Origin of the sequence: Actinomadura sp. NTSP31 (assembly GCF_041951385.1) — a bacterium.
GTDB classification, from domain to species: Bacteria; Actinomycetota; Actinomycetes; order Streptosporangiales; family Streptosporangiaceae; genus Spirillospora; species Spirillospora napierensis.
In genome coordinates this window covers 165,943-185,872 of the sequence record NZ_JBGNUT010000011.1, presented here as the reverse complement: position 1 = coordinate 185,872, position 19,930 = coordinate 165,943, and the positions used below count along the sequence as shown (strand labels likewise).

General features: G+C 75.5%; 14 protein-coding genes. 11 read left to right on the top strand and 3 right to left on the bottom strand.

Going from position 1 to position 19,930, the window contains the following annotated elements; translation table 11 throughout:
• Window positions 1–75: 75 nt before the first annotated feature.
• Genes ACA514_RS20540 through ACA514_RS20530 form a run of 3 tightly spaced genes read right to left on the bottom strand, consistent with a single transcriptional unit; the run spans window position 76 to window position 5,118 of the window.
• A complete protein-coding gene (locus ACA514_RS20540; protein WP_375042793.1) occupies window positions 76–2,565 on the bottom strand; it encodes a DUF3488 and DUF4129 domain-containing transglutaminase family protein in 2,490 nt (829 codons plus the stop codon).
• Window positions 2,562–4,028, bottom strand: a complete 1,467-nt coding sequence (locus ACA514_RS20535; protein ID WP_375042792.1) for a DUF58 domain-containing protein — start codon at window positions 4,026–4,028, stop codon at window positions 2,562–2,564. The genes ACA514_RS20540 and ACA514_RS20535 overlap by 4 nt, the downstream gene beginning before the upstream one ends.
• 4 nt (window positions 4,029–4,032) lie before the next feature.
• A complete protein-coding gene (locus tag ACA514_RS20530) occupies window positions 4,033–5,118 on the bottom strand; it encodes an AAA family ATPase (protein ID WP_375042791.1) in 1,086 nt (361 codons plus the stop codon).
• Window positions 5,119–5,609: 491 nt separating this feature from the next.
• On the opposite strand from ACA514_RS20530, the gene mraZ reads away from it, so the two are divergent.
• From mraZ to murC, 11 genes are all read left to right on the top strand, one after another.
• A complete protein-coding gene (gene mraZ / locus ACA514_RS20525; RefSeq protein WP_151596859.1) occupies window positions 5,610–6,041 on the top strand; it encodes a division/cell wall cluster transcriptional repressor MraZ in 432 nt (143 codons plus the stop codon).
• 245 nt (window positions 6,042–6,286) lie between these two features.
• A complete protein-coding gene (gene rsmH, locus ACA514_RS20520) occupies window positions 6,287–7,273 on the top strand; it encodes a 16S rRNA (cytosine(1402)-N(4))-methyltransferase RsmH (protein ID WP_375042790.1) in 987 nt (328 codons plus the stop codon).
• Window positions 7,270–8,145 (top strand): hypothetical protein, encoded by an 876-nt coding sequence (locus ACA514_RS20515; RefSeq protein WP_375042789.1) that lies wholly within the window; start codon window positions 7,270–7,272, stop codon window positions 8,143–8,145. Before rsmH ends, ACA514_RS20515 begins: the two co-directional genes overlap by 4 nt.
• A 58-nt stretch (window positions 8,146–8,203) precedes the next feature.
• Entirely contained in the window at window positions 8,204–10,489 is a 2,286-nt protein-coding gene (locus ACA514_RS20510) for a penicillin-binding transpeptidase domain-containing protein (RefSeq protein ID WP_375042788.1), read from the top strand.
• Between the two features lie 81 nt (window positions 10,490–10,570).
• The gene (locus tag ACA514_RS20505) at window positions 10,571–12,121 is read left to right on the top strand and encodes a UDP-N-acetylmuramoyl-L-alanyl-D-glutamate--2,6-diaminopimelate ligase (protein ID WP_375042787.1); all 1,551 of its coding nucleotides are present in this window, start codon (window positions 10,571–10,573) and stop codon (window positions 12,119–12,121) included.
• A gap of 18 nt (window positions 12,122–12,139) precedes the next feature.
• Window positions 12,140–13,534, top strand: coding sequence for a UDP-N-acetylmuramoyl-tripeptide--D-alanyl-D-alanine ligase (gene murF, locus ACA514_RS20500; protein WP_375042786.1), 1,395 nt, complete (start codon window positions 12,140–12,142; stop codon window positions 13,532–13,534).
• Window positions 13,531–14,589, top strand: coding sequence for a phospho-N-acetylmuramoyl-pentapeptide-transferase (mraY, locus tag ACA514_RS20495; RefSeq protein WP_375042785.1), 1,059 nt, complete (start codon window positions 13,531–13,533; stop codon window positions 14,587–14,589). Before murF ends, mraY begins: the two co-directional genes overlap by 4 nt.
• Window positions 14,571–15,998: a UDP-N-acetylmuramoyl-L-alanine--D-glutamate ligase gene (gene murD, locus ACA514_RS20490; RefSeq protein WP_375042784.1), complete on the top strand. Its 1,428-nt coding sequence runs from the start codon at window positions 14,571–14,573 to the stop codon at window positions 15,996–15,998. The genes mraY and murD overlap by 19 nt, the downstream gene beginning before the upstream one ends.
• Window positions 15,995–17,251, top strand: a complete 1,257-nt coding sequence (ftsW, locus tag ACA514_RS20485; RefSeq protein ID WP_375042783.1) for a putative lipid II flippase FtsW — start codon at window positions 15,995–15,997, stop codon at window positions 17,249–17,251. The genes murD and ftsW overlap by 4 nt, the downstream gene beginning before the upstream one ends.
• 124 nt (window positions 17,252–17,375) lie before the next feature.
• Window positions 17,376–18,470 (top strand): undecaprenyldiphospho-muramoylpentapeptide beta-N-acetylglucosaminyltransferase, encoded by a 1,095-nt coding sequence (murG, locus tag ACA514_RS20480; RefSeq protein ID WP_344283916.1) that lies wholly within the window; start codon window positions 17,376–17,378, stop codon window positions 18,468–18,470.
• Window positions 18,467–19,876, top strand: coding sequence for a UDP-N-acetylmuramate--L-alanine ligase (gene murC, locus ACA514_RS20475; protein WP_375042782.1), 1,410 nt, complete (start codon window positions 18,467–18,469; stop codon window positions 19,874–19,876). The genes murG and murC overlap by 4 nt, the downstream gene beginning before the upstream one ends.
• The last annotated feature ends 54 nt before the right edge of the window (window positions 19,877–19,930 follow it).

Genomic DNA, 19,930 nt, shown 5'->3' with positions numbered 1-19,930 from the left:
CCGACCGCGGCCGATACCGGCCGATACCGGGCCGGTCACCGAGCCGGCCGTGCGGCGCCGCGGGGCCTGACGGCCCTAGCGGCGCCGCAGCCGGTTCGGGAGGTCGTTGAGGCGGTCGGCCAGGTCCGCCGTGCGGGAACCCGCGCCGCGCAGCGCCGACCGCGCCTGCGCGATGGACGACGGCGGGAAGACGCGGGCGCGCCACCGAGTACGGCGGCCCACCGACGCGGCGAACGACGCGCGGACGGTCCGGACGTCGGCGCGCAGCCGCTCCGGCGGATCGGCGGCCCGGGTCCGCGAGTAGCGGGCCAGCTCCTCGGCGCGGGCGATCCGGCCGAGCGCCTCGGTGCCCACCGGGTCCAGTTCCAGCAGCTCGCCGAGCCGCCGCGCCGCCGCGCGCGGCGAGTCGCTCGGCCGCCACTCCAGCCCGTGGTCGAGCGCGTCGGCGCGCATCTCCCGCCACGCCGCGTGCGCGGCGCCGCCGTCGCCCTCGTGGACGCCGCCGCGGACGCCGCCGGGCGGCCGGGGGCCGTCCGGCCGGTCCCCGCCCCCGGGGCGCGGCCGGGACGGCCCGGTCAGCGCGGCCCAGCGCCGCCGCCGGGTGAGCACCCGCAGCACCATCGGGACGGCCAGGAGCAGCAGCACCAGCACCCCGCCCGCGATCCACGGCGCCGCCTTCGCCCCGCCGTCCCCGGAATCACGCTTGGCCGGGGCGTCCTGCGGGCCGGAGTCGCTGCGGTGCGGCGCGGCCTGCGGCGTGGCGCTCGACCCGTCCGGCCGCGAGGTCGCCGTCGGCGTCGGCAGCGCGCCGTCGTCCTGCCGCCCGCCGCCGGCGACGGTCGGCTCGGTGTAGCCCGGCGTGACGGCCGTGCCCTGCCCGGCCGCGCCGGACGGCGTCGGCTCGAACCGCACCCAGCCGGACCCCTCGAAGTACAGCTCGGGCCACGCGTGCGCGTCCCGCGACCGCACCACCCACGTGCCGGGCTGCGTCTGCGTGCCGGAGGTGTACCCCATCGCGACCCGCGACGGGATCCCGAGGATCCGCGCCATCAGCGCCATCGACGCGGCGTACTGCTCGCAGTACCCGCGCTTGCTGCGCAGCAGGAAGTCGACGAGGTCGTTGCCGTGCTGCGGCGCCGGCGTGGACAGGTCGTAGGTGAACCCGCCGGTCAGGGTGAACCAGCGCTGCAGCTTCACCGCCTGCGCCCGCGCGGTCGCCGCGCCCGCCGTCACGTTCTGCGCGAGCGTCCTGACCTGCGGCGGGATGTTCTTCGGGACGTCGGTGTAGTGGGAGACGACGTCGGCCGGGTACCCGGTCGCGGCCGACAGGTCCGCCGCGGTCGGCTCCGCGCGCAGGCTCTTGACGGTGTAGGAGCGGCCGCCCGCCGAGTCGCTCAGCGAGTAGATCATCATCGACCGGGAGTGCACCCGCCAGTCGCCGCCGATCTCGACCTGGGACGGCGCGTACGGCACCGGCAGGAAGGACATGTCGCGGACCTCGCCGCTCACCTTCACCCGGGTGGTGACCTCGTGCACCGGGGCGATGCTCAGCCCCGGCGGCGGCGGCAGCGTCCGGCCCGACAGCCGGTCCGCGGAGCTGCTGCGCAGCTTGCTGTAGGTCCAGCGGTCGCCGTCGAACCGGTCCAGCGCGTAGAGCCGCAGGTAGTCGGGGTCGTCCGGGTCGTCGGTGTGGTAGGTCAGCACGACCGAGTCGTCCAGCCGGGTCAGCTCCCGCTTCAGGCTGACCAGCGGGTCCGGCGTGGTGACGGTCTGGGTGCCCTTGCCCTTGCCGCCGCCCATGCCGAACATGCCGCGCGGATGGACGCCGGGGACGGCCATCGGCAGCAGCACCGCGATCGCCACCGAGCCGGCCGCGATCCGGCGCCCGCTCGCGGCGCGCCTGCCGCCGTCGACGCGCAGCCGCTGGCCGCTCGGCGGCGCCGCCCCGGCCAGCGGCAGCTCCCCGCCGTGCCGGTGGACGGTGACCGCCCGGCCCCAGCCGCCGACCTGCTCGCGCGCGTCGGCCATCAGCAGGCCGAGGAAGCCGAGCGCGCCGACGCCGAACGCCAGCCAGCCGACGCCGTCCTGGCGGACCGCGGCGGGCACGCTGTACATCGCCAGCAGCGGCAGCCCGGCGGGCGCCGCGCGGTGCAGCCGCACCGCCAGCAGGTCGACCAGGACCGCGACCACCCCGATCCCGGCGGCGACGAGCAGCCCGATCCCGGGCACCAGCGGCACCGGCGCCGCGTACCGGTTCGCGGCGTGCCAGCCGTCCCCGGCCAGGTCGGCGAGGTGGGTCAGCGCGCCGGGCGACGGGACGAACCCGAGCCACGCCTCGCCGCTCGCGTACGCCACCGTCAGGTACAGCAGCAGCACCGCCAGCCCGCACAGCGGGTCCAGCGGCGCCGGCAGCCGCAGCCGGCGGGAGACCAGCGCGCCGCACACCACCGCCAGCACCGCGCCGAGCCCGGTCCAGAACCACCGCCCGGTGGCGAACAGCGGGTACAGGCCGATCGAGCAGGCCAGCGTCGCCACCGCGGCCATGACCGTCATCCGGATCCTCATGCCCCGCCTCCGGCCGCGTCCGCCGCCTTCTCCCCGTCCGCCGTGCCGGTGCCCGCGCCCGGGTCACCGGCCGGGCCGCCGGGCTCCTCCGCCGCGCCGCGGTCCCGCAGGCCGGTGCCGGCGCCGGTCTGGCCCGTCTGCGTCCACGCCCCGGCCAGCTCCGCCGCCGACCGGACGACCAGCACCCGCCAGCCGCCCGCGCGCAGCAGGCCGGCCGCGGCCCCCGCCGGGAGCGGCCCATCGTCCTGCTCCGAAGAGCGCGGCGCCGGAGCCCGCGTCCCCGCCGCCCGCACCGGCCCGCTCCGCGCCCGCGCGGCGCCCTGCCCGCCGCCGTCCGCCCGGTCGCCGGCACCGGCGTCCACCAGCACCGCGAGCCGGGTGGCGGCGCCGCGCCGCGCCGCCGCCACCCGGTGCGCCTCCTCGGCGGTCAGCGCCCCGAACACCGCCGCGACCAGCCCGTCGCCCTCCCGGCCCGTCCCGGCCGCGCCGCCCAGCGCGGCCAGGCCGGGCGTCAGCGACACCGCCTTCGACCTGCGCGCCACCGCCAGCGCCTCCAGCAGCAGCCCCTCGAACGCCCCGTCGAAGGACGCCGCGGACGACAGCGCCTCGCCCCCGTCGGTGACGAACCGCAGGTTCATCCCCGTCCGGCCGAGATGCACGCCGATCGACGCGGCCACCGACACCGCCTGCTCGAACGAGCCGCCCGGCCCGTCGCCCCAGTGCGCGCGGCGGCGCGTGTCGAGCAGGAGCGTCCCGCTGCTCTGGAAGTGCTGCTCCTCGCGGCGCACCATCAGCTCGCCGTGCCGCGCGGTGGACCGCCAGTGCACGCGGCGGAGGTCGTCGCCGTGCCGGTACTCGCGCGGCGCCGCGTCGTCCTCGCCCGCCGCCGACATCGCGCGGGCCAGGCTCTCGCCGCCCCCGCCCCACGCGCCGGTCAGCCGGGTCGCCGGCAGCGGCACGATCGCCGGAGTGACCGTCAGGGTGTCGGACATGCTGAACGAGCGGACCAGCTCCACCATCCCGAACGGGTCGGCCAGCCGGACCGTCAGCGGCCCCACCCGGAACCGGCCCCGCACGTCCGAGCGGATCCGGTAGCCGAGCTCGCGCGACCCCTGCGACTCGATCCGGTCCAGCACGAACCGGGCCCGCCCGCCGAGCGCGTACGGCACCCGGTCCTCCACCAGCAGCAGCCCGCTCGGCAGCCGCGACACGTTCTCCAGCCGCAGGTCGACGCGCGTCTCGTGGCCGACCGGCAGCCGGGCCGGGTCCAGCCGCCGCGCGCACGCCAGCCGGTAGCGGGTCCGCGACACCGCCAGCGTGGACAGCAGCGGCAGCACCAGCACCAGCACCCCGGCGCGCAGCAGGTCGCGCTCGCCGAGCACGAACGCGCACACGATCGCGGTCGCGCCGGCGGCCACGAACGACCGCCCGCGCGTGGTGAGGCCGGCCAGCGCCCTTCTCAACCGGTCACTTCCCGGGGGAGGGCACCGGGAGCCGCCGCACCAGGTCGGCGACCACCTGCTCGGGCCGGCGGCGCTCGACCTGCGCCTCCGCGGTCGGCAGCAGCCGGTGGGCCAGCACGGGGACGGCGAGCTCCTGGACGTCGTCGGGCAGCACGTAGTCGCGCTCGTCCAGCGCCGCGTACGCGCGCGCCGCCCGCACCAGGTGCAGCGTGGCGCGGGGGGAGGCGCCGAGCCGCAGCTCCGGATGCTTGCGGGTCGCGGTGACCAGGTCGATCGCGTACTGCCGCACCGACGCCGCGACGTGCTGGCGGCGCACCACCTCGATCAGGTCGCGGACGTCGGAGGCGTGCGCGACCGGGGTGAGCCGGTCCAGCGGCGACGACCCGCCGTGCGCGTCCAGCATCTCCAGCTCGGCCGCCGGGTCGGGGTACCCCATCGAGATCCGGGCGGTGAACCGGTCGCGCTGCGCCTCCGGCAGCGGGTAGGTGCCCTCCATCTCGACCGGGTTCTGCGTGGAGATCACCATGAACGGCGGCTCCAGCGCGTAGGTGGTGCCGTCCACCGTGACCTGGCGCTCCTCCATGCACTCCAGCAGCGCCGACTGCGTCTTCGGCGACGCGCGGTTGATCTCGTCGCCGACCACGATGTTGGCGAACACCGGCCCCGGCTTGAACTCGAACTCGCGCAGCTCCTGGTTGTAGGCGCTCACCCCGGTGATGTCGCTCGGCAGCAGGTCCGGGGTGAACTGCACCCGGCGCACCGAGCAGTCGACGGACCGCGCGAGCGCCTTGGCCAGCATCGTCTTGCCGACCCCGGGGACGTCCTCGATCAGCAGGTGCCCCTCGGCGAGCAGCACGGTCAGCGCCAGCCGCACCGCCTTCGGCTTGCCCTCGATCACCGACTCGACGGCGTCCCGGATCCTGCCCGCCACCCGCGCGAGCCCGGCCAGGTCGCGGGCCGACCCCTCGCGCGCCGCCGCGCCGTTCGCCGCCCCGTCCTCCAGGCCGCCGCCCGCGCCGCCGGGCCGGGCGGAGCGCGATGCCGGTGGGTCGGTCTCCATGAACGACTCGCCGTGCGTGCCTACTGCCACCAAACCCTCCTCAGCCGTCCGGCCGCGCGGTGCTCGTCGAAGGCCCCTGACGGAGCCCGCCCCCCGGGTGCGGGGGCCCGTCTCCTCGCGACCGGTGCGGCGCTCTGCGCGCTCGCCCAACCGACAGTACGTCGTCGGAGGGCCCGCCGCGATGTTCATGTGGAACGCGAGCCCATTGTGCTCCACGGGGATCGCCGCCACAGCCCCGCGGCGCCCACCACTTCGCCCCACCCGCCGCTCCCCGCCCGTCCCGCGGGTCCGTGCGGGAACCCGGGGCGGGCGCCGCGGGACGGCCCCGCGCGGTGGAGCGCGGCGGGCGGCGCGCAGGGGGCCCGCCGCCCCCCACTCCGCTCCACCCCGTCTGACCTGCGATTTCCTTGACGATCTTCGCGCGTGAGAGGCGTTTTCCTTGTTGACGGTGGGGAAGAGTGGAGTAGAGTGGGGCGCCGTGGGGAGCAGTAGCGCCTCATGCGGCGCGGGAGGTGGGGCCGGTGTTCCTCGGCACCCATTCGCCGCGTCTCGACGACAAGGGACGACTGTTCCTGCCGGCGAAGTACCGCGAGGAGCTGTCGGGGGGATTGGTGATCACGAAGGGCCAGGAACGCTGCCTGTACGTCTTCCCCATGGCGGAGTTCCAGCGCATCACCGAGGCTCTGCGTGCCGCGCCGGTCACCGAGAAGGCGGTCCGCGCCTACAGCAGGGTCTTCTTCGCGAGCGCCTCCGACGAGGTCCCCGACAAGCAGGGCCGCGTCACGATCCCGCCGCCGCTGCGCACGTACGCGGGGCTCACCCGCGACTGCACGGTCATCGGCGCCAACACACGCCTGGAGATCTGGGACACCCGGGCCTGGGAGTCCTACCTCGAGCAGGAGGAGCAGGCGTTCTCCGACGTCTCGGAGGAGGTGTTGCCAGGGATCCTCTGACGCACGACCCGTCGGTCCGTTGACCGGCACCGGCCCACGTTCGGCCAGGTCTCCAGCCGCTCTCCGAGCCAGCTGGCGCAGCTTCCCCGGCGCCAGACGGCGACCCCCCGCGGTAACGCGGTGATCTTCCCTAGGGCAGCGGATGGGGACCTGGCCGGGCGAGGCCGCCGCCGGGGGCGGGCAAGGTCCGGACCGGCGATGCCACACAGTCCGCGAGCGAGGTGGCAGTACCAGGGGGGTGAGCCATGGACGTGGGAGACCACGCGACCGGGGCCGGTCACGTACCGGTCATGCTCGGTCGCGTTCTGGAACTCCTCGCCCCCGCCGTGGACGCCGCCCGCGACGCCGGGCGCGCACCTCGCTACCTCGACGCCACGCTCGGCATGGGCGGGCACGCCGAGGCCATGCTCCGGGCCCACCCCGACCTGCGGCTCATCGGGCTCGACCGCGACACCACCGCGCTGGAGCGCTCCGCCCGCCGGCTCGCCGCGTTCGGCGACCGCGTCACGCTCGAGCACGCCGTCTACGACGAGATCCCGGGCGTCCTCGCCCGGCTCCGCGTCCCGTCCGTGGACGCGGTGCTGTTCGACCTCGGCGTCTCCTCCCCGCAGCTCGACGAGGCCGACCGCGGCTTCGCCTACTCCTACGACGCCCCCCTCGACATGCGGATGGACCGCACCCAGACCCTCACCGCGGCGGAGGTCGTCAACGGCTACCCGCCCGCCGAGCTCGCCCGCATCCTGCGCGAGTACGGCGAGGAGCGGTTCGCCCAGCGCGTCGCCGCGGCGATCGTCCGCGAGCGCGAGCGCGCCCCCCTCGACTCCACCAGGCGGCTCGCCGACCTGGTCCGCACCTCCATCCCGGCCGCGACCCGGCGCACCGGCGGCAACCCGGCCAAACGGACGTTCCAGGCGCTGCGCATCGAGGTGAACGGCGAGCTGGACAGCTGGCGGCGGGCGCTGCCCGCCGCCATGGACGCGCTTCCGGTCGGCGGCCGGGTCGCCGTCCTCAGCTACCACTCGCTGGAGGACCGCATCACCAAGCGGGCCCTCGGCGCGCAGGCGGCCGACACCACCCCGCCGGAGCTGCCCGTCCCGCTGCCCGAGCACGAGCCGAGGTTCCGGCTCCTGACGCGCGGGGCCGAGGTGCCGTCCGACGAGGAGACCACGACCAACCCAAGGGCCGGGTCGGTGCGGATGCGCGCCGCCGAGCGGGTCCGGGAGGCGACATGACGACGACGAGCCGACGCCCGCCGGCCACCGCGCCCGCCAGGAACGCACCGAAGAAGGGCGTGCAGAAGAAGGACGCACCGAACAAGGACGCGGAGAAGAACGGCGCACCGCCGAAGCGGCGCGGCCCGGACCGCCCGTCCGACGGCGGCGCCACCGGAACGGCCGCCCGGACCGCACCGCCGCGCAGGGCGAGCCCGTCCAAGGGGGCCCCGCCCAAGGGCCGGCCGGCGAAGAGCCCGGCCAAGGGCGCGGTGAAGAGCGCGCCGGTTCCGGCGGCCCCGGCCAGGACCGGGCCGCGCAAGAACGCGAAAGCGGCGGCCGTCGAGGCCCGCCGCGCGCCCCGGCGGGCCGCCGCCGGGCCGCCGCGCGCCCCGTTCGTGCTGCTCATCATCGCGCTGCTCGGCGGCGCCCTGGTCAGCCTGCTGCTGCTCAACACCGTCCTGGCGAAGGACGCCTTCACGCTGAGCAAGCTCGAGCAGGAGAACAAGGAGCTCGAGCAGCAGAGCCAGTCGCAGCAGGCGGACATCGAGAAGGAGAGCTCGCCGCAGAACCTGTCGAAGAGGGCCGAGGCGCTCGGCCTGGTCCCGAACACCACGCCGCGGTTCTACTACCCCCCCACCGGCAAGACCAGCGGCGGCAAGCTGCGCCCGGTCCCGCAGGCGGCGGCCGCGTCCGCCGGCGCGGCGGCCGTGATCGGCGTGCCCGGCACCGCGGTGCCCGGCGACGGCGTCTCCCAGCCGCCCGCCGCGGCCGGCGGAGGCTCCGGCGGCGCGGCGCACCGCAACGGCTCGGCCAACGGCAACGGCAACGGCGCGGCGCACGGCAACGGTGCGGCGAACGGCGGCGCCCGGAACGGGAGCGGCCGCCCGTGACGCGCAGCGGACACGCCGGTGACGGCGCCGGCGACGTGCCCGAGGGGCGGGGGACGCGGTGACGAAGGGGCCGGGACGCGGGCCGGCCGGGCCGCCGCCCGGCCGCAAACGCGGCTCCCCGGGATCCCGCGGCTCGGCGGGGCGGGACGACAAGAACGGCCCGGGCGCGGCGCGCGCGTCCGGGCGTCAAACCGGCGACCCGCCGCGTCCCCCGGCAGGACGGGCGGACGCGGCGGGCCGGCCGGGAAAGAAGGGCGGCCCCGCCGCCCGCCGCCCGGCGCGCGGCGGCGCGGTCCCGCAGCAGCGCCGGGGGACCGGGGGCGCCGGCGACAAGGAGACCGGTAAGAAGGCCACCGGCAAGAACGACGCGCAGAAGAACGACACGGGCAAGAGGACGGCCGCCAAGGGCGCGTCCCGCCGGGGCGCCGCGGGCGGGACGCCCGCGCGGAGCCGGACGGCCGCGTTCCGGACGACCGCGCCCACCGCGCGGCCGGGCGGCCCGTCCAGGTCCGGGGGCACCCGCCGCGACGGCCCGCGCGGCCCGCGCCCGGGCGGCGGCTCCGGCGGCCGGCCGCCGCGCCCGCCGCGTCCCCCGCGCAGGCCGCGCGTCCCCTTCCACCGCCGCGACCCGATGAAGCGGCTGAACGCCGGGCTGCTCGTCGTGGCGTTCGTGCTGTCGCTGTTCGCGGGGCGCCTCGTCCAGCTGCAGACGATCGAGTCGGGCAAGTACAGCGCGCAGGCGATGGAGCAGCGGCTGAAGAAGCTGACGCTGCCCGCGGTGCGCGGCGCCATCACCGACGCGCAGGGCAACTGGCTCGCCATGACGGTGGAGGCCCGCGCGATCACCGCCGACCCGTACGTCATCAAGCCGGACAAGCGGCAGGCGATCGTCAAGGCCCTCGCCCCGACGCTCGGGCTGAACCCCTCCGCGGTGATGAAGGCGATCAGCCGGAAGGACACCCAGTTCGTCACCCTGGCGCACGGCGTCACCCCCGAGCAGGCCCGCCTCATCACCTCGTGGAACCTGCAGGGCATCGGGACTTTGCCGGAATATCGCCGGGAGTATCCCAACGGTTCGCTGGCCGCGAGCGTCATAGGTTTCGTGAACGGTGCGGGACAGGGCGCGGCCGGGCTGGAGAGCACGCAGAACTCCGTGCTGTCCGGGCACGACGGCTGGCAGCGCGTGGAGATCAGCCTCGAGGGGCAGCACATCCCCATGGGCGAGGACCAGAAGAAGCCGCCGGTGCCCGGCCGCGGCGTCCGGCTCACCCTCCAGCAGGACCTGCAGTTCAAGGCGCAGGAGGAGATCGAGAAGCAGGTGAAGGCGACCGGCGCGCGCAGCGGCACCGTCATCGTGATGGACCCGCGCACCGGGCGGCTGCTGGCGATGGCGTCGGCGCCCGGCTACGACCCCAACCACGTGACGAAGGGCGACCGGGACCTGTGGGGCAGCCCGGTGGTGCAGGACGCCTACGAGCCGGGCAGCACCGGCAAGGTCGTCACCGCCGCGGCCGTCATGGAGCACGGCGGGGTCACCCCGCAGACCCCCTTCACCGTCCCGGACAGGATCCGCAAGTACGACGTGGTGTTCAAGGACTCCGAGCCGCACGCCGTGGAGAACCTGACGTTCGCCGGGGTGCTGGCCAAGTCCAGCAACGTCGGCACCATCCTGGCCAGCCAGAGCATCAGCGAGGAGCAGCTCTACCAGGCCCTGCGCGACTTCGGGTTCGGCCAGAAGACCGGCCTGCCGCTGCCGGGGGAGACGGCGGGGCTGCTCAACCCGCCGTCGAAGTGGTCGGGCACCGACCGCTACCCGATCGCGTTCGGGCAGACGGTGTCGGTCAACGCGGTGCAGATGGCGAGCGTCTACGCGACCATCGCCAACGGCGGCGTCCGCGTCGCGCCGAACCTGGTCGCGGGGACGGTCGGCGCGGACGACAGGTTCACCCCGGCGCCCGCGCCGCAGCGCAAACAGGTGATCAGCCAGGGCACGGCCCGGCAGATCAGCGACATGCTGGAGGGCGTCACCACCGCCGAGGGCACCGCGCCGAAGGCGCGGATCAAGGGCTACCGGGTGGCGGGCAAGACCGGCACCGCGCAGCGCTTCGACGCCGGCTGCGGCTGCTACAAGGGCTACACGGCGTCGTTCGCCGGGTTCGCGCCCGCCGACGACCCGCGCCTGGTCGTCCAGGTCGTCCTGCAGGACCCCAAGCGGGGCAGCCACTATGGTGGCGACGTCGCCGCGCCCGTGTTCCGCGACGTGATGAGCTTCGCGCTGCAGTCCGAGAAGATCCCGCCGACGGGGAGCGAACCGCCGATCATCAAGATCTACGCCCGAGACTGACCGCAGCGAGTACCCTCACTCGCCGTGAGTCCACCATCCGTTTCCCAGCGTTCCCGTCCCACCGGCACCGAAAGAACCGCCATGCGCCCGACCACCACACAGGCCCGTCCGCTGGACGGGCTCGCGGCGACTCTCGGGATCGGGCGGGACGGCGGCGACGGCGCGCGGCGGGGCGGTACCGGGTTCGCGGGCGTCCGGGTCACCGGCATCACGCACGACTCGCGGGCGGTGCGGTCCGGCGACGTGTACGCGGCCCTGCCCGGCACCCGCACGCACGGCGCCGAGTTCGCCGCGCAGGCCGCCGCGTCGGGCGCGGCCGCGATCCTCACCGACCCCGCCGGACGCGACCGCGCCGCCGCGACCGGCCTGCCGGTGCTGGTGGTCGCCGACGTGCGGGCGCGGCTCGGCGCCGCGGCCGCCTGGGTGTACGGGGAGCCGGGGCGCGACCTCACGCTCATCGGCATCACCGGCACCAGCGGCAAGAGCACCACGGCGTTCCTGGTGGAGGCGGGGCTGCACGAGGCCGGCGTCACGACCGGCCTGGTCGGCGGCGTGGAGATCCGGGTCGCCGACGAGCGGGTGCCGAGCGCGCTGACCACGCCGGAGGCCACCGACCTGCACGCGCTGCTGGCGATGATGCGCGAGCGCGGCGTCGGCGCCGCCGCGATGGAGGTGTCCAGCCACGCGCTGGTGCAGGGCCGGGTCGGCGGCGCCCACTACGAGGTCGCCGTCTTCACGAACCTGTCCCAGGACCACCTGGACTACCACCCGACCATGCAGGACTACTTCCTGGCGAAGGCGGGGCTGTTCACGCCGGAGTACGCGCGGGTCGGCGTGGTGAACCTCGACGACCACTACGGCCGCGAGCTGCTGGAGATCGCCACGATCCCGATGACGACGTTCTCGGCGTCCGGCGACCCGGCGGCGGACTGGCGGGCCGAGGACGTGCGGGTCGGTGCGGACGGCGGGGTGTTCCGCGTCGTCGGGCCGGGCGGCGTCGAGGCCGACGGCTCGGTGCGGCTCGCCGGGGGCTACAACGTGGCCAACGCGCTCGCCGCGATCGTCGCGCTGGTGGAGGCGGGGATCGGGCTGCCGGCCGCGGTGCGCGGCGTCGCGTCGCTGGAGGGCGTTCCCGGCCGGCTGGAGCGCATCGACGAGGGGCAGGACTTCGTCGCGCTGGTCGACTACTCGCACAAGCCCGGCGCCGTGGAGGCGGTGCTGAACGCGCTGCGCCCGGTCACCGAGGGCGACCTCGCGGTGGTGCTCGGCTGCGGCGGCGACCGGGACCGCGGCAAGCGGCCGCTGATGGGCGAGGCGGCGGCCCGGCTGGCCGACATGGCGTATTTCACCAACGACAACCCGAGGTCCGAAGATCCGCTGGCGATCCTCGCCGCTATGGTCGAGGGCGGGCTCAAGGTGCCGCAGCGGCACCGGGCGCACATCGTCGTGGAGCCCGACCGCGCCGCCGCCATCGAACTGGCCGTCGGCCGGGCCCGCCGCGGCGACGTCCTCGTCGTCGCGGGCAAGGGGCACGAGCAGGGCCAGTACGTGGCCGGCGAGGTGCAGCCGTTCGACGACCGCGAGGTCGTCCGGGAGGCGCTGCGCCGTGCCGCGCTTCGGGAAGAGAAGTAGAGGGGACGGGACGCAGGCGTGATCCCACTTCCGCTGTCGGCGATCGCGGACATCACCGGGGGCACCGTCGACGGGGCGCCCCCGGACGCCGTGGCCGGCGGCCCCGTGGTCGTCGACTCCCGCGCCGTGGTGCCCGGGGCGCTGTTCGCGGCGTTCAAGGGCGAGCGCGCCGACGGGCACGAGTTCGCCGCCGCCGCGCTGGCGGCCGGGGCCGCCGCGGTCCTGGCGCAGCGCCCGGTGGGCGGCCCGGCCGTGCTCGTCGACGACGTGCAGGAGGCGCTCGGCCGGCTGGCCCGCGGCGTGCTGGCGCGGCTGCCGGACACGACCGTGGCCGCGGTGACCGGCTCGGCGGGCAAGACCTCCACCAAGGACCTGATCGCGCAGCTCGTCGGGCGCGCCGGGCCGACGGTGTGGCCGCCCGGCTCGTTCAACAACGAGATCGGGCTGCCGCTGACGGTGCTGCGCGCCGACGCGGCCACCCGGCACCTGGTGCTGGAGATGGGCGCCCGCGGCGTCGGCCACATCGCCTACCTCACCCGGATCGCGCGCCCGGACGTCGGCGTGGTGCTCAACGTCGGCACCGCGCACCTCGGCGAGTTCGGCGGCCGCGAGATGATCGCGAAGGCGAAGGGCGAGATGGTGGAGGCGCTGCGTCCGGGCGGCACCGCCGTGCTCAACGCCGACGACCCCCTGGTGAGCGCGATGGCGTCGCGCACGGTGGGCGAGGTGGTGACGTTCGGCCGGTCGGAGGGCGCGACCGTCCGCGCGGTGGACGAGGCGCTCGACGAGCGGGGCCGGGCCCGGTTCACGCTGGTGACGCCGGAGGGCTCGGCGCCGGTCGCGCTGCGGCTGTACGGGTCGCACGCGGTCGCGAACGCGCTGGCGGCCGCGGCGGCGGCGCGGGCGGCGGGCCTGGCGGTGCGGGACGTCGCCGCGGGGCTGTCGGAGGCGGAGCCGGCCAGCCGGTGGCGGATGGAGGTCACCGAGCGGGCCGACGGGGTGACGGTGGTCAACGACGCCTACAACGCCAACCCCGACTCGACGCGGGCCGCGATCGACGTGCTCGCGCACATGGCCCGCGGCCGGCGCGCGTTCGCGGTACTGGGCGAGATGGCCGAACTGGGCGGTTCGTCCGCCGCGGAACATGCCAGGATCGGGCGGCATGCCGCGCGCAGCGGGCTGGACGGCCTCGTCGTCGTCGGCGCGAACGCGGCGGCGATAGGCGAGGGCGCCGCGCAGGTGGCGTCATGGACGGGAGAGTGCGTGCAGGTGGATGACGTCGGCGCGGCGGTGGCCGCGCTCAGCGAGCGGTTGGAGCCGCGGGACGTCGTGCTGGTGAAGGGCTCCCGGGTGACCGGCCTGGAACGGGTCGCCGAGGCGCTGCTGGCGCCGGACGGGCGGGCCGGTCGATGACCAACATCCTCATCGCGGCCGGGGTCGCGCTGGTCTTCGTCATGGTGGGCACCCCGGTGTGGATCCGGATCGTCAACCGGCTCGGCTACGGCCAGATGATCAGGGACGAGGGCCCCGAGGCCCACCTCACCAAGCGCGGCACCCCCACCATGGGCGGCACCGTCTTCATCGTCGGGTCGCTCTTCGGCTACGCGGTCGCGCACCTGGTCACCGGCGAGTCCCCGACGATCTCGGGCGTGCTGGTGCTGTTCCTGATGACCGGCCTCGGCTTCGTCGGCTTCGTCGACGACTTCATCAAGGTGTTCAAGCAGCGCAGCCTCGGCCTGCGCAGCGGCGCCAAGATGATCGGGATCATCCTGGTCGGGGTGGTCTTCGCGGTCGCCTCGCTGAACTTCCCCAACGGCTACGACATCACCCCCGCCGACCCCCACCTGTCCTTCCTGCGCGACTTCGGCCCCTCGATCGGCCCCTACCTGTTCGTCGTCTGGGCGCTGCTGCTGATCGCCGCGATGTCCAACGGCGTGAACCTGACCGACGGCCTGGACGGCCTGGCCGCCGGGCCCGCCGGCATGGTGCTGGCCGCCTACGTGGTCATCGGCAACTGGCAGCTGCGCAACTCCTGCGCCGCCGCCCTCGTCCCCAACTGCTACAACGTGCGCGACCCGCTGGACCTCGCGGTGGTGGCCGCGGCGGTGCTCGGCGGCGTGTTCGGCTTCCTGTGGTGGAACGCCCCGCCCGCGAAGATCTTCATGGGCGACACCGGCTCGCTGGCCCTCGGCGGCGTGCTGGTCGGGCTGGCGATCCTCACCCGCACCCAGTTCCTGCTGGCCATCCTGTGCGGCCTGATCGTGATGATCACCCTGTCGGTGATCATCCAGGTCGGCGGCTTCAAGATGACCAAGAAACGGGTGTTCAAGATGGCCCCGCTGCAGCACCACTTCGAGCTGTCCGGCTGGGCGGAGACCACCATCGTCGTCCGGTTCTGGCTGATGTCGGCGCTGTTCGTCGGGATCGGCATCGGCCTCTTCTACCTGGAATGGATGCCCAAGAAGTGACGACAGGTCCCTGGGACGGCCGCGCCGTCTGCGTCGCCGGGCTCGGCGTCTCCGGCCGGGCCGCCGCCCGCGCGCTGGCCGCGCGCGGCGCCCGCGTCACCATCGTGGACGCCCGCGACGGCGACGAGCAGCGGGCGCACGCCGCCGAGCTGGAGGAGCGCGGCGTCGCGGTGCGGCTCGGCGACGGCGACACGCTCCCGGACGGCACCGGGATGGTCGTCACCTCGCCGGGCTGGCGGCCGGACGCGCCGCTGCTCGCCGCGGCCGCCGCGGCCGGCATCGAGATCATCGGCGAGGTCGAGCTGGCCTGGCGGCTGCGCCCCGAGGGCGCCGCGCCGTGGCTGGCCATCACGGGGACCGACGGCAAGACGACCGTCGTGCGGATGCTGGCCTGCATGCTGACGGCCGCCGGGCACAAGGCCCTCGCGGTCGGCAACGTCGGGACGCCGATCGTCGAGGCGGTGGCCGAGCCGTACGACGTGCTGGCGGTGGAGCTCTCGAGCTACCAGCTGCACTGGTCCAGCTCGGTGGCGCCGATGGCGGCGACCGTGCTGAACATTGCGCCCGACCACCTCGACTGGCACGGCTCCATGGACGCCTACGTCGGCGCCAAGGCGAAGATCTTCGCGCCGGGCACCGTCGCGGTCTACAACGCCGACGACGACACCTCCGCGGCCCTCGCCGAACGCGCCGAGGGCGTCGGCGGGCGCGCCGGGTTCACGCTGCGCTCGCCGCGCCCCGGCGAGCTCGGCGTCGTCGAGGACCTGCTGGTCGACCGCGCGTTCACCGCCGACCCGGCGTCCGAGGCGGCCGAGCTGGCCGCGCTGCACGACGTCCGGCCGTTCGCGCCGCACAACGTCGCCAACGCGCTCGCGGCGGCGGGCCTCGCGCGGGCCTTCGGGGTCCCGCCCGAGGCCGTCCGGGAGGGGCTGCGCTCGTTCGTGCCCGACCCGCACCGCATCCAGCACGTCGCCGACGTCGCCGGCGTCGCCTACGTCAACGACTCCAAGGCCACCCAGCCGCACGCCGCCGCCGCGTCGCTGGCCGCCTACGAGTCCATCGTGTGGATCGCCGGCGGCCTCCTCAAGGGCCTGGACGTCGACGACCTGGTGCGCACCTGCGCCGGGCGGCTGCGCGGCGTCGTGCTGATGGGCCGCGACCGGCACCGGATCGCCGAGGCACTCGCGCGACACGCCGCCGATGTCCCGGTGGTCGACGTCGCCGACACCGACACTGGGGCGATGGACCGCGTCGTCACCGCAGCAGCCGGGCTCGCCCGCCCCGGCGACACCGTGCTGCTCGCCCCCGTCGGGGCCTCCTTCGACATGTTCGCCAACTACCCCGCCCGCGGCGAGGCGTTCATCGCCTCGGTCGGGCGCCTCGCCGCCGGAGACCCGCGGGCCTCATGACCGCCGTACCGGCCGAAGAGGAACGGACGCGCCGGGCGGGGCCGCGCGAGCAGGTGGCCGCCGCCGTCGGCCTGCTCGACCGTCCCCTCACCTCCTACTACCTGGTGCTGAGCTGCTCGGTGATGCTGCTGGCGCTCGGCCTGACCATGGTCCTGTCGGCGTCGTCGGTCAAGCAGCTGCAGGAGACCGGGTCCGCCTACACGCTGTTCCAGAAGCAGGCCGTGTGGATGGTGATCGGGCTGCCGCTGATGTGGCTGGCGTCCCGGCTGCCGGTCAAGACGTTCCGCGCGCTGGCCTACCCCCTGCTGCTGCTGTCGGTCGTCGCGCTGGCGATGGTGCTGATCCCCGGCCTCGGCCGCAGCGCGGGCGGCGCCACCCGCTGGATCGACCTCGGGCCCGTCCAGATCCAGCCGTCCGAGCCCGCCAAGCTCGCGCTGGTGCTGTGGGGCGCCGACCTGCTGGCCCGCAAGGAGCGGCTCGGCCAGCTCACCGAGTGGCGCCCGCTGCTGGTGCCGCTGCTGCCGGGCGCCGGGGTGCTGGTGCTGCTGGTGATGCTCGGCAACGACCTCGGCACCACGCTGGTGCTGCTGACGATCTTCCTGGCGCTGCTGTGGGTGGTCGGCGCGCCCGGCCGGCTGTTCGTCGGGATCGCCGGGCTGGTCTGCCTGCTGGTGTCGATCCTCATCGTCGTCGAGCCGTACCGGATGCAGCGGCTCACCGGCTTCCTCGACCCGGCCGGCAACCGGCTGACCAGCAACTACCAGGGCATCCAGGGACTGTTCGCGGTCGCCTCCGGCGGGCTGTTCGGCACCGGCCTCGGGGAGGGGCGCGCCAAGTGGGACTACCTGCCGCACGCCGAGACCGACTTCATCTTCGCGATCGTCGGGGAGGAGTTCGGCCTGGTCGGCACCCTCGTCGTGCTCGGGCTGTTCGGGCTGCTGGCCTACGCGGGGCTGCGCATCGCCCGCCGGGTCAAGGACCCGTTCACCCGGCTCGCCGCCGCCGGCGCCACCGCCTGGCTGGTGGTGCAGGCCATCGTCAACATCGGCGCCGTGATCGGCGTGCTGCCCATCACCGGCATCCCGCTGCCGCTGGTGTCCTACGGCGGGTCCGCGCTGATCCCGACGCTGATCGCGCTCGGCATGCTGCTGGCGTTCGCCAAACGCGAGCCCGGCGCGCGGCAGGCACTGTCCGCACGCGGCCCCGGACCGGTCGTGAGGGCTCTAAGCTGGCTTCGACCGGCACGGCGCTGAAATCCCCCCGCCGGGGTGCCGGCGACCCGGCGTCCGCGGCCCCGCACGCGCCGAGTGCGGGACCGGCGGCACGCGAGCGGGCGGCACCCGACACGTCGAACACGCTGAGGAGTTGTCAACGAGCATGAGGGTTGTCCTGGCCGGCGGCGGCACCGCCGGACACATCGAGCCCGCACTGGCTCTCGCCGACGCGCTGCGCCGCAACGACCCCAATACCGGGATCGTCTGCCTGGGCACCGAACGGGGCCTGGAGACCCGGCTGGTGCCGCAGCGCGGCTACGAGCTCGCGCTGATCCCGCCGGTCCCGCTGCCGCGCACGCTGACCCCCCAGCTGCTGTCGGTCCCGGGCCGGCTGCGCGGCGCGATCAACGCGGCGGCGAACGTCCTCGACCAGGCCCGCGCCGACGTCCTGGTCGGGTTCGGCGGCTACGTCGCGACCCCCGGCTACCTGGCCGCGCGCAAGCGCAAGGTGCCGATCATCGTGCACGAGGCCAACCCCAAGCCGGGCCTGGCCAACAAGCTCGGCGCCCGCTTCACCGACCACGTCGCGGTCTCCCACCAGGACTCGCCGCTGCCGAACGCCACCTTCGTCGGGATCCCGCTGCGCCGCGAGATCGCCGCGCTGGACCGGCTCGCGATGGGCGACAAGGCCCGCTCCTACTTCGGCCTGCTGCCCGACCTGCCCACCCTGCTGATCTTCGGCGGGTCGCAGGGCGCCCGCTCCCTCAACCAGGCCGCGGTGGCCGCCGCCCCCTACTTCCGGCAGGCCGGCATCCAGGTGCTGCACATCGTCGGGCCGAAGAACACCGAGGAGCCCGAACCGGTGCAGGGCGGCCCGCAGTACGTCACCATCCCGTACTGCGACCGGATGGACCTCGCCTACGCCGCCGCCGACATGGCGATGTGCCGCGCGGGCGCGATGACCTGCGCCGAGCTGGCGGCGGTCGCGCTGCCCGCGGTGTACGTGCCGCTGCCGATCGGCAACGGCGAGCAGCGGCTGAACGCCGAGCCGATCGTCGCGGCCGGCGGCGGGATGCTGGTCGACAACGCCGAGCTGTCACCCGACTGGATCGCCCGCAACCTGCTGCCGGTGCTGGCCGACCCGGGACGGGTCGCGCACATGTCCGAGGCGGCCGGGCGGATGGGCCGCCGGGACGCCGACGTCGCGCTGGCCCGGATGGTCTACGACGTGGTCCGCGCCGCGGGCGCCGCCCGATGAGCCTGATCGACCCGTGCGAGGTGGTCCCGGCCGGCGAGCTCGGCCGGGTCCACTTCATCGCCATCGGCGGCGCCGGCATGTCCGGCATCGCCCGGATCATGCTGCGGCGCGGCATCGCCGTGTCCGGCAGCGACGCGCGCGACTCCGAGCTGCTCGGCCAGCTCGGCGACCTCGGCGCGAAGGTGTTCGTCGGGCACGACGCCGCGCACGTCGGCGACGCCGACACCGTCGTGGTGTCCACCGCGATCCGCGAGGCCAACCCCGAGCTGGTCGCCGCCCGCGAGCGCGGGCTGCGGGTGCTGCACCGCTCGGCGGCGCTCGCCTCGCTGATGGCCGGGCGGCGCGCCGTCGCCGTCGCCGGCACGCACGGCAAGACGACCACGACGTCGATGCTGACGGTCGCGCTGCAGCACGCGGGCGCCGACCCGTCCTACTGCATCGGCGGGCAGCTGGTCACCACCGGGCTCGGCGCCGACGAGGGCACCGGCGACGTGTTCGTCGCCGAGGCCGACGAGAGCGACGGCTCGTTCCTCATGTACACCCCGCACATCGCGGTCGTCACCAACGTCGAGGCCGACCACCTCGACAACTACGGCGGCTTCGACATGGTGAAGGAGAACTTCGCCCGGTTCGTCGACCGGGTCGAGCCGGGCGGCACGCTCGTCGCCGGCGCCGACGACCCCGTCGCGATGGAGCTGGCGGAGCGGGCGCGGGCGCGCGGGCTGACCGTCCGGACGTACGGCGAGGCGGAGGGCGCCGACCTGCGGGTCACCGGGTTCACCCCGCGCGGCCTCGGCTCCCGGTTCACGGTCGAGGGCGTCGGCGAGGTGGCGCTCGCCGTCCCGGGGCGGCACAACGCGCTCAACGCCGCCGCCGTCGTCGCGGTGGCGCAGGCGCTGGGCATGGACGACGCGGCCGTGCGCGAGGGGCTGGCGGCGTTCGGCGGCGCGATGCGGCGGCTGGAGCGCAAGGGCGCGGCGGGCGGCACCGAGGTGTTCGACAGCTACGCCCACCACCCGACCGAGCTGACCGCCGACCTGGACGCCACCCGCGACTACCTGGGGGAGAAGCAGGAGGCGGGCCGGATCGTCGCGGTGTTCCAGCCGCACCTGTACAGCCGCACCCGGTTCTTCGCCGCCGAGTTCGGCGCCGCGCTCGGCCTGGCCGACGTCGCCGTCGTGCTCGACGTCTACGGCGCCCGCGAGGACCCCGAGCCCGGCGTGACGGGCGCGCTCGTCGCCGACGCCGTCCCCGCCGGCACCGAGACCGTCTACGCGCCCGTCCGCGACGAGGTCCCGGGCCTGGTGGCCGGGCTGGCGCGGCCCGGCGACGTCGTGATCACGCTGGGCGCGGGCGACGTGACGGCGCTCGGCCCGGTGATCCTGGAGCGGCTCGCGTCCCGCTGAGCGCGGTGGCGCTCCCGGGCCGCCGGGACACGCCGCCGCCCCCGGGATCGGCGG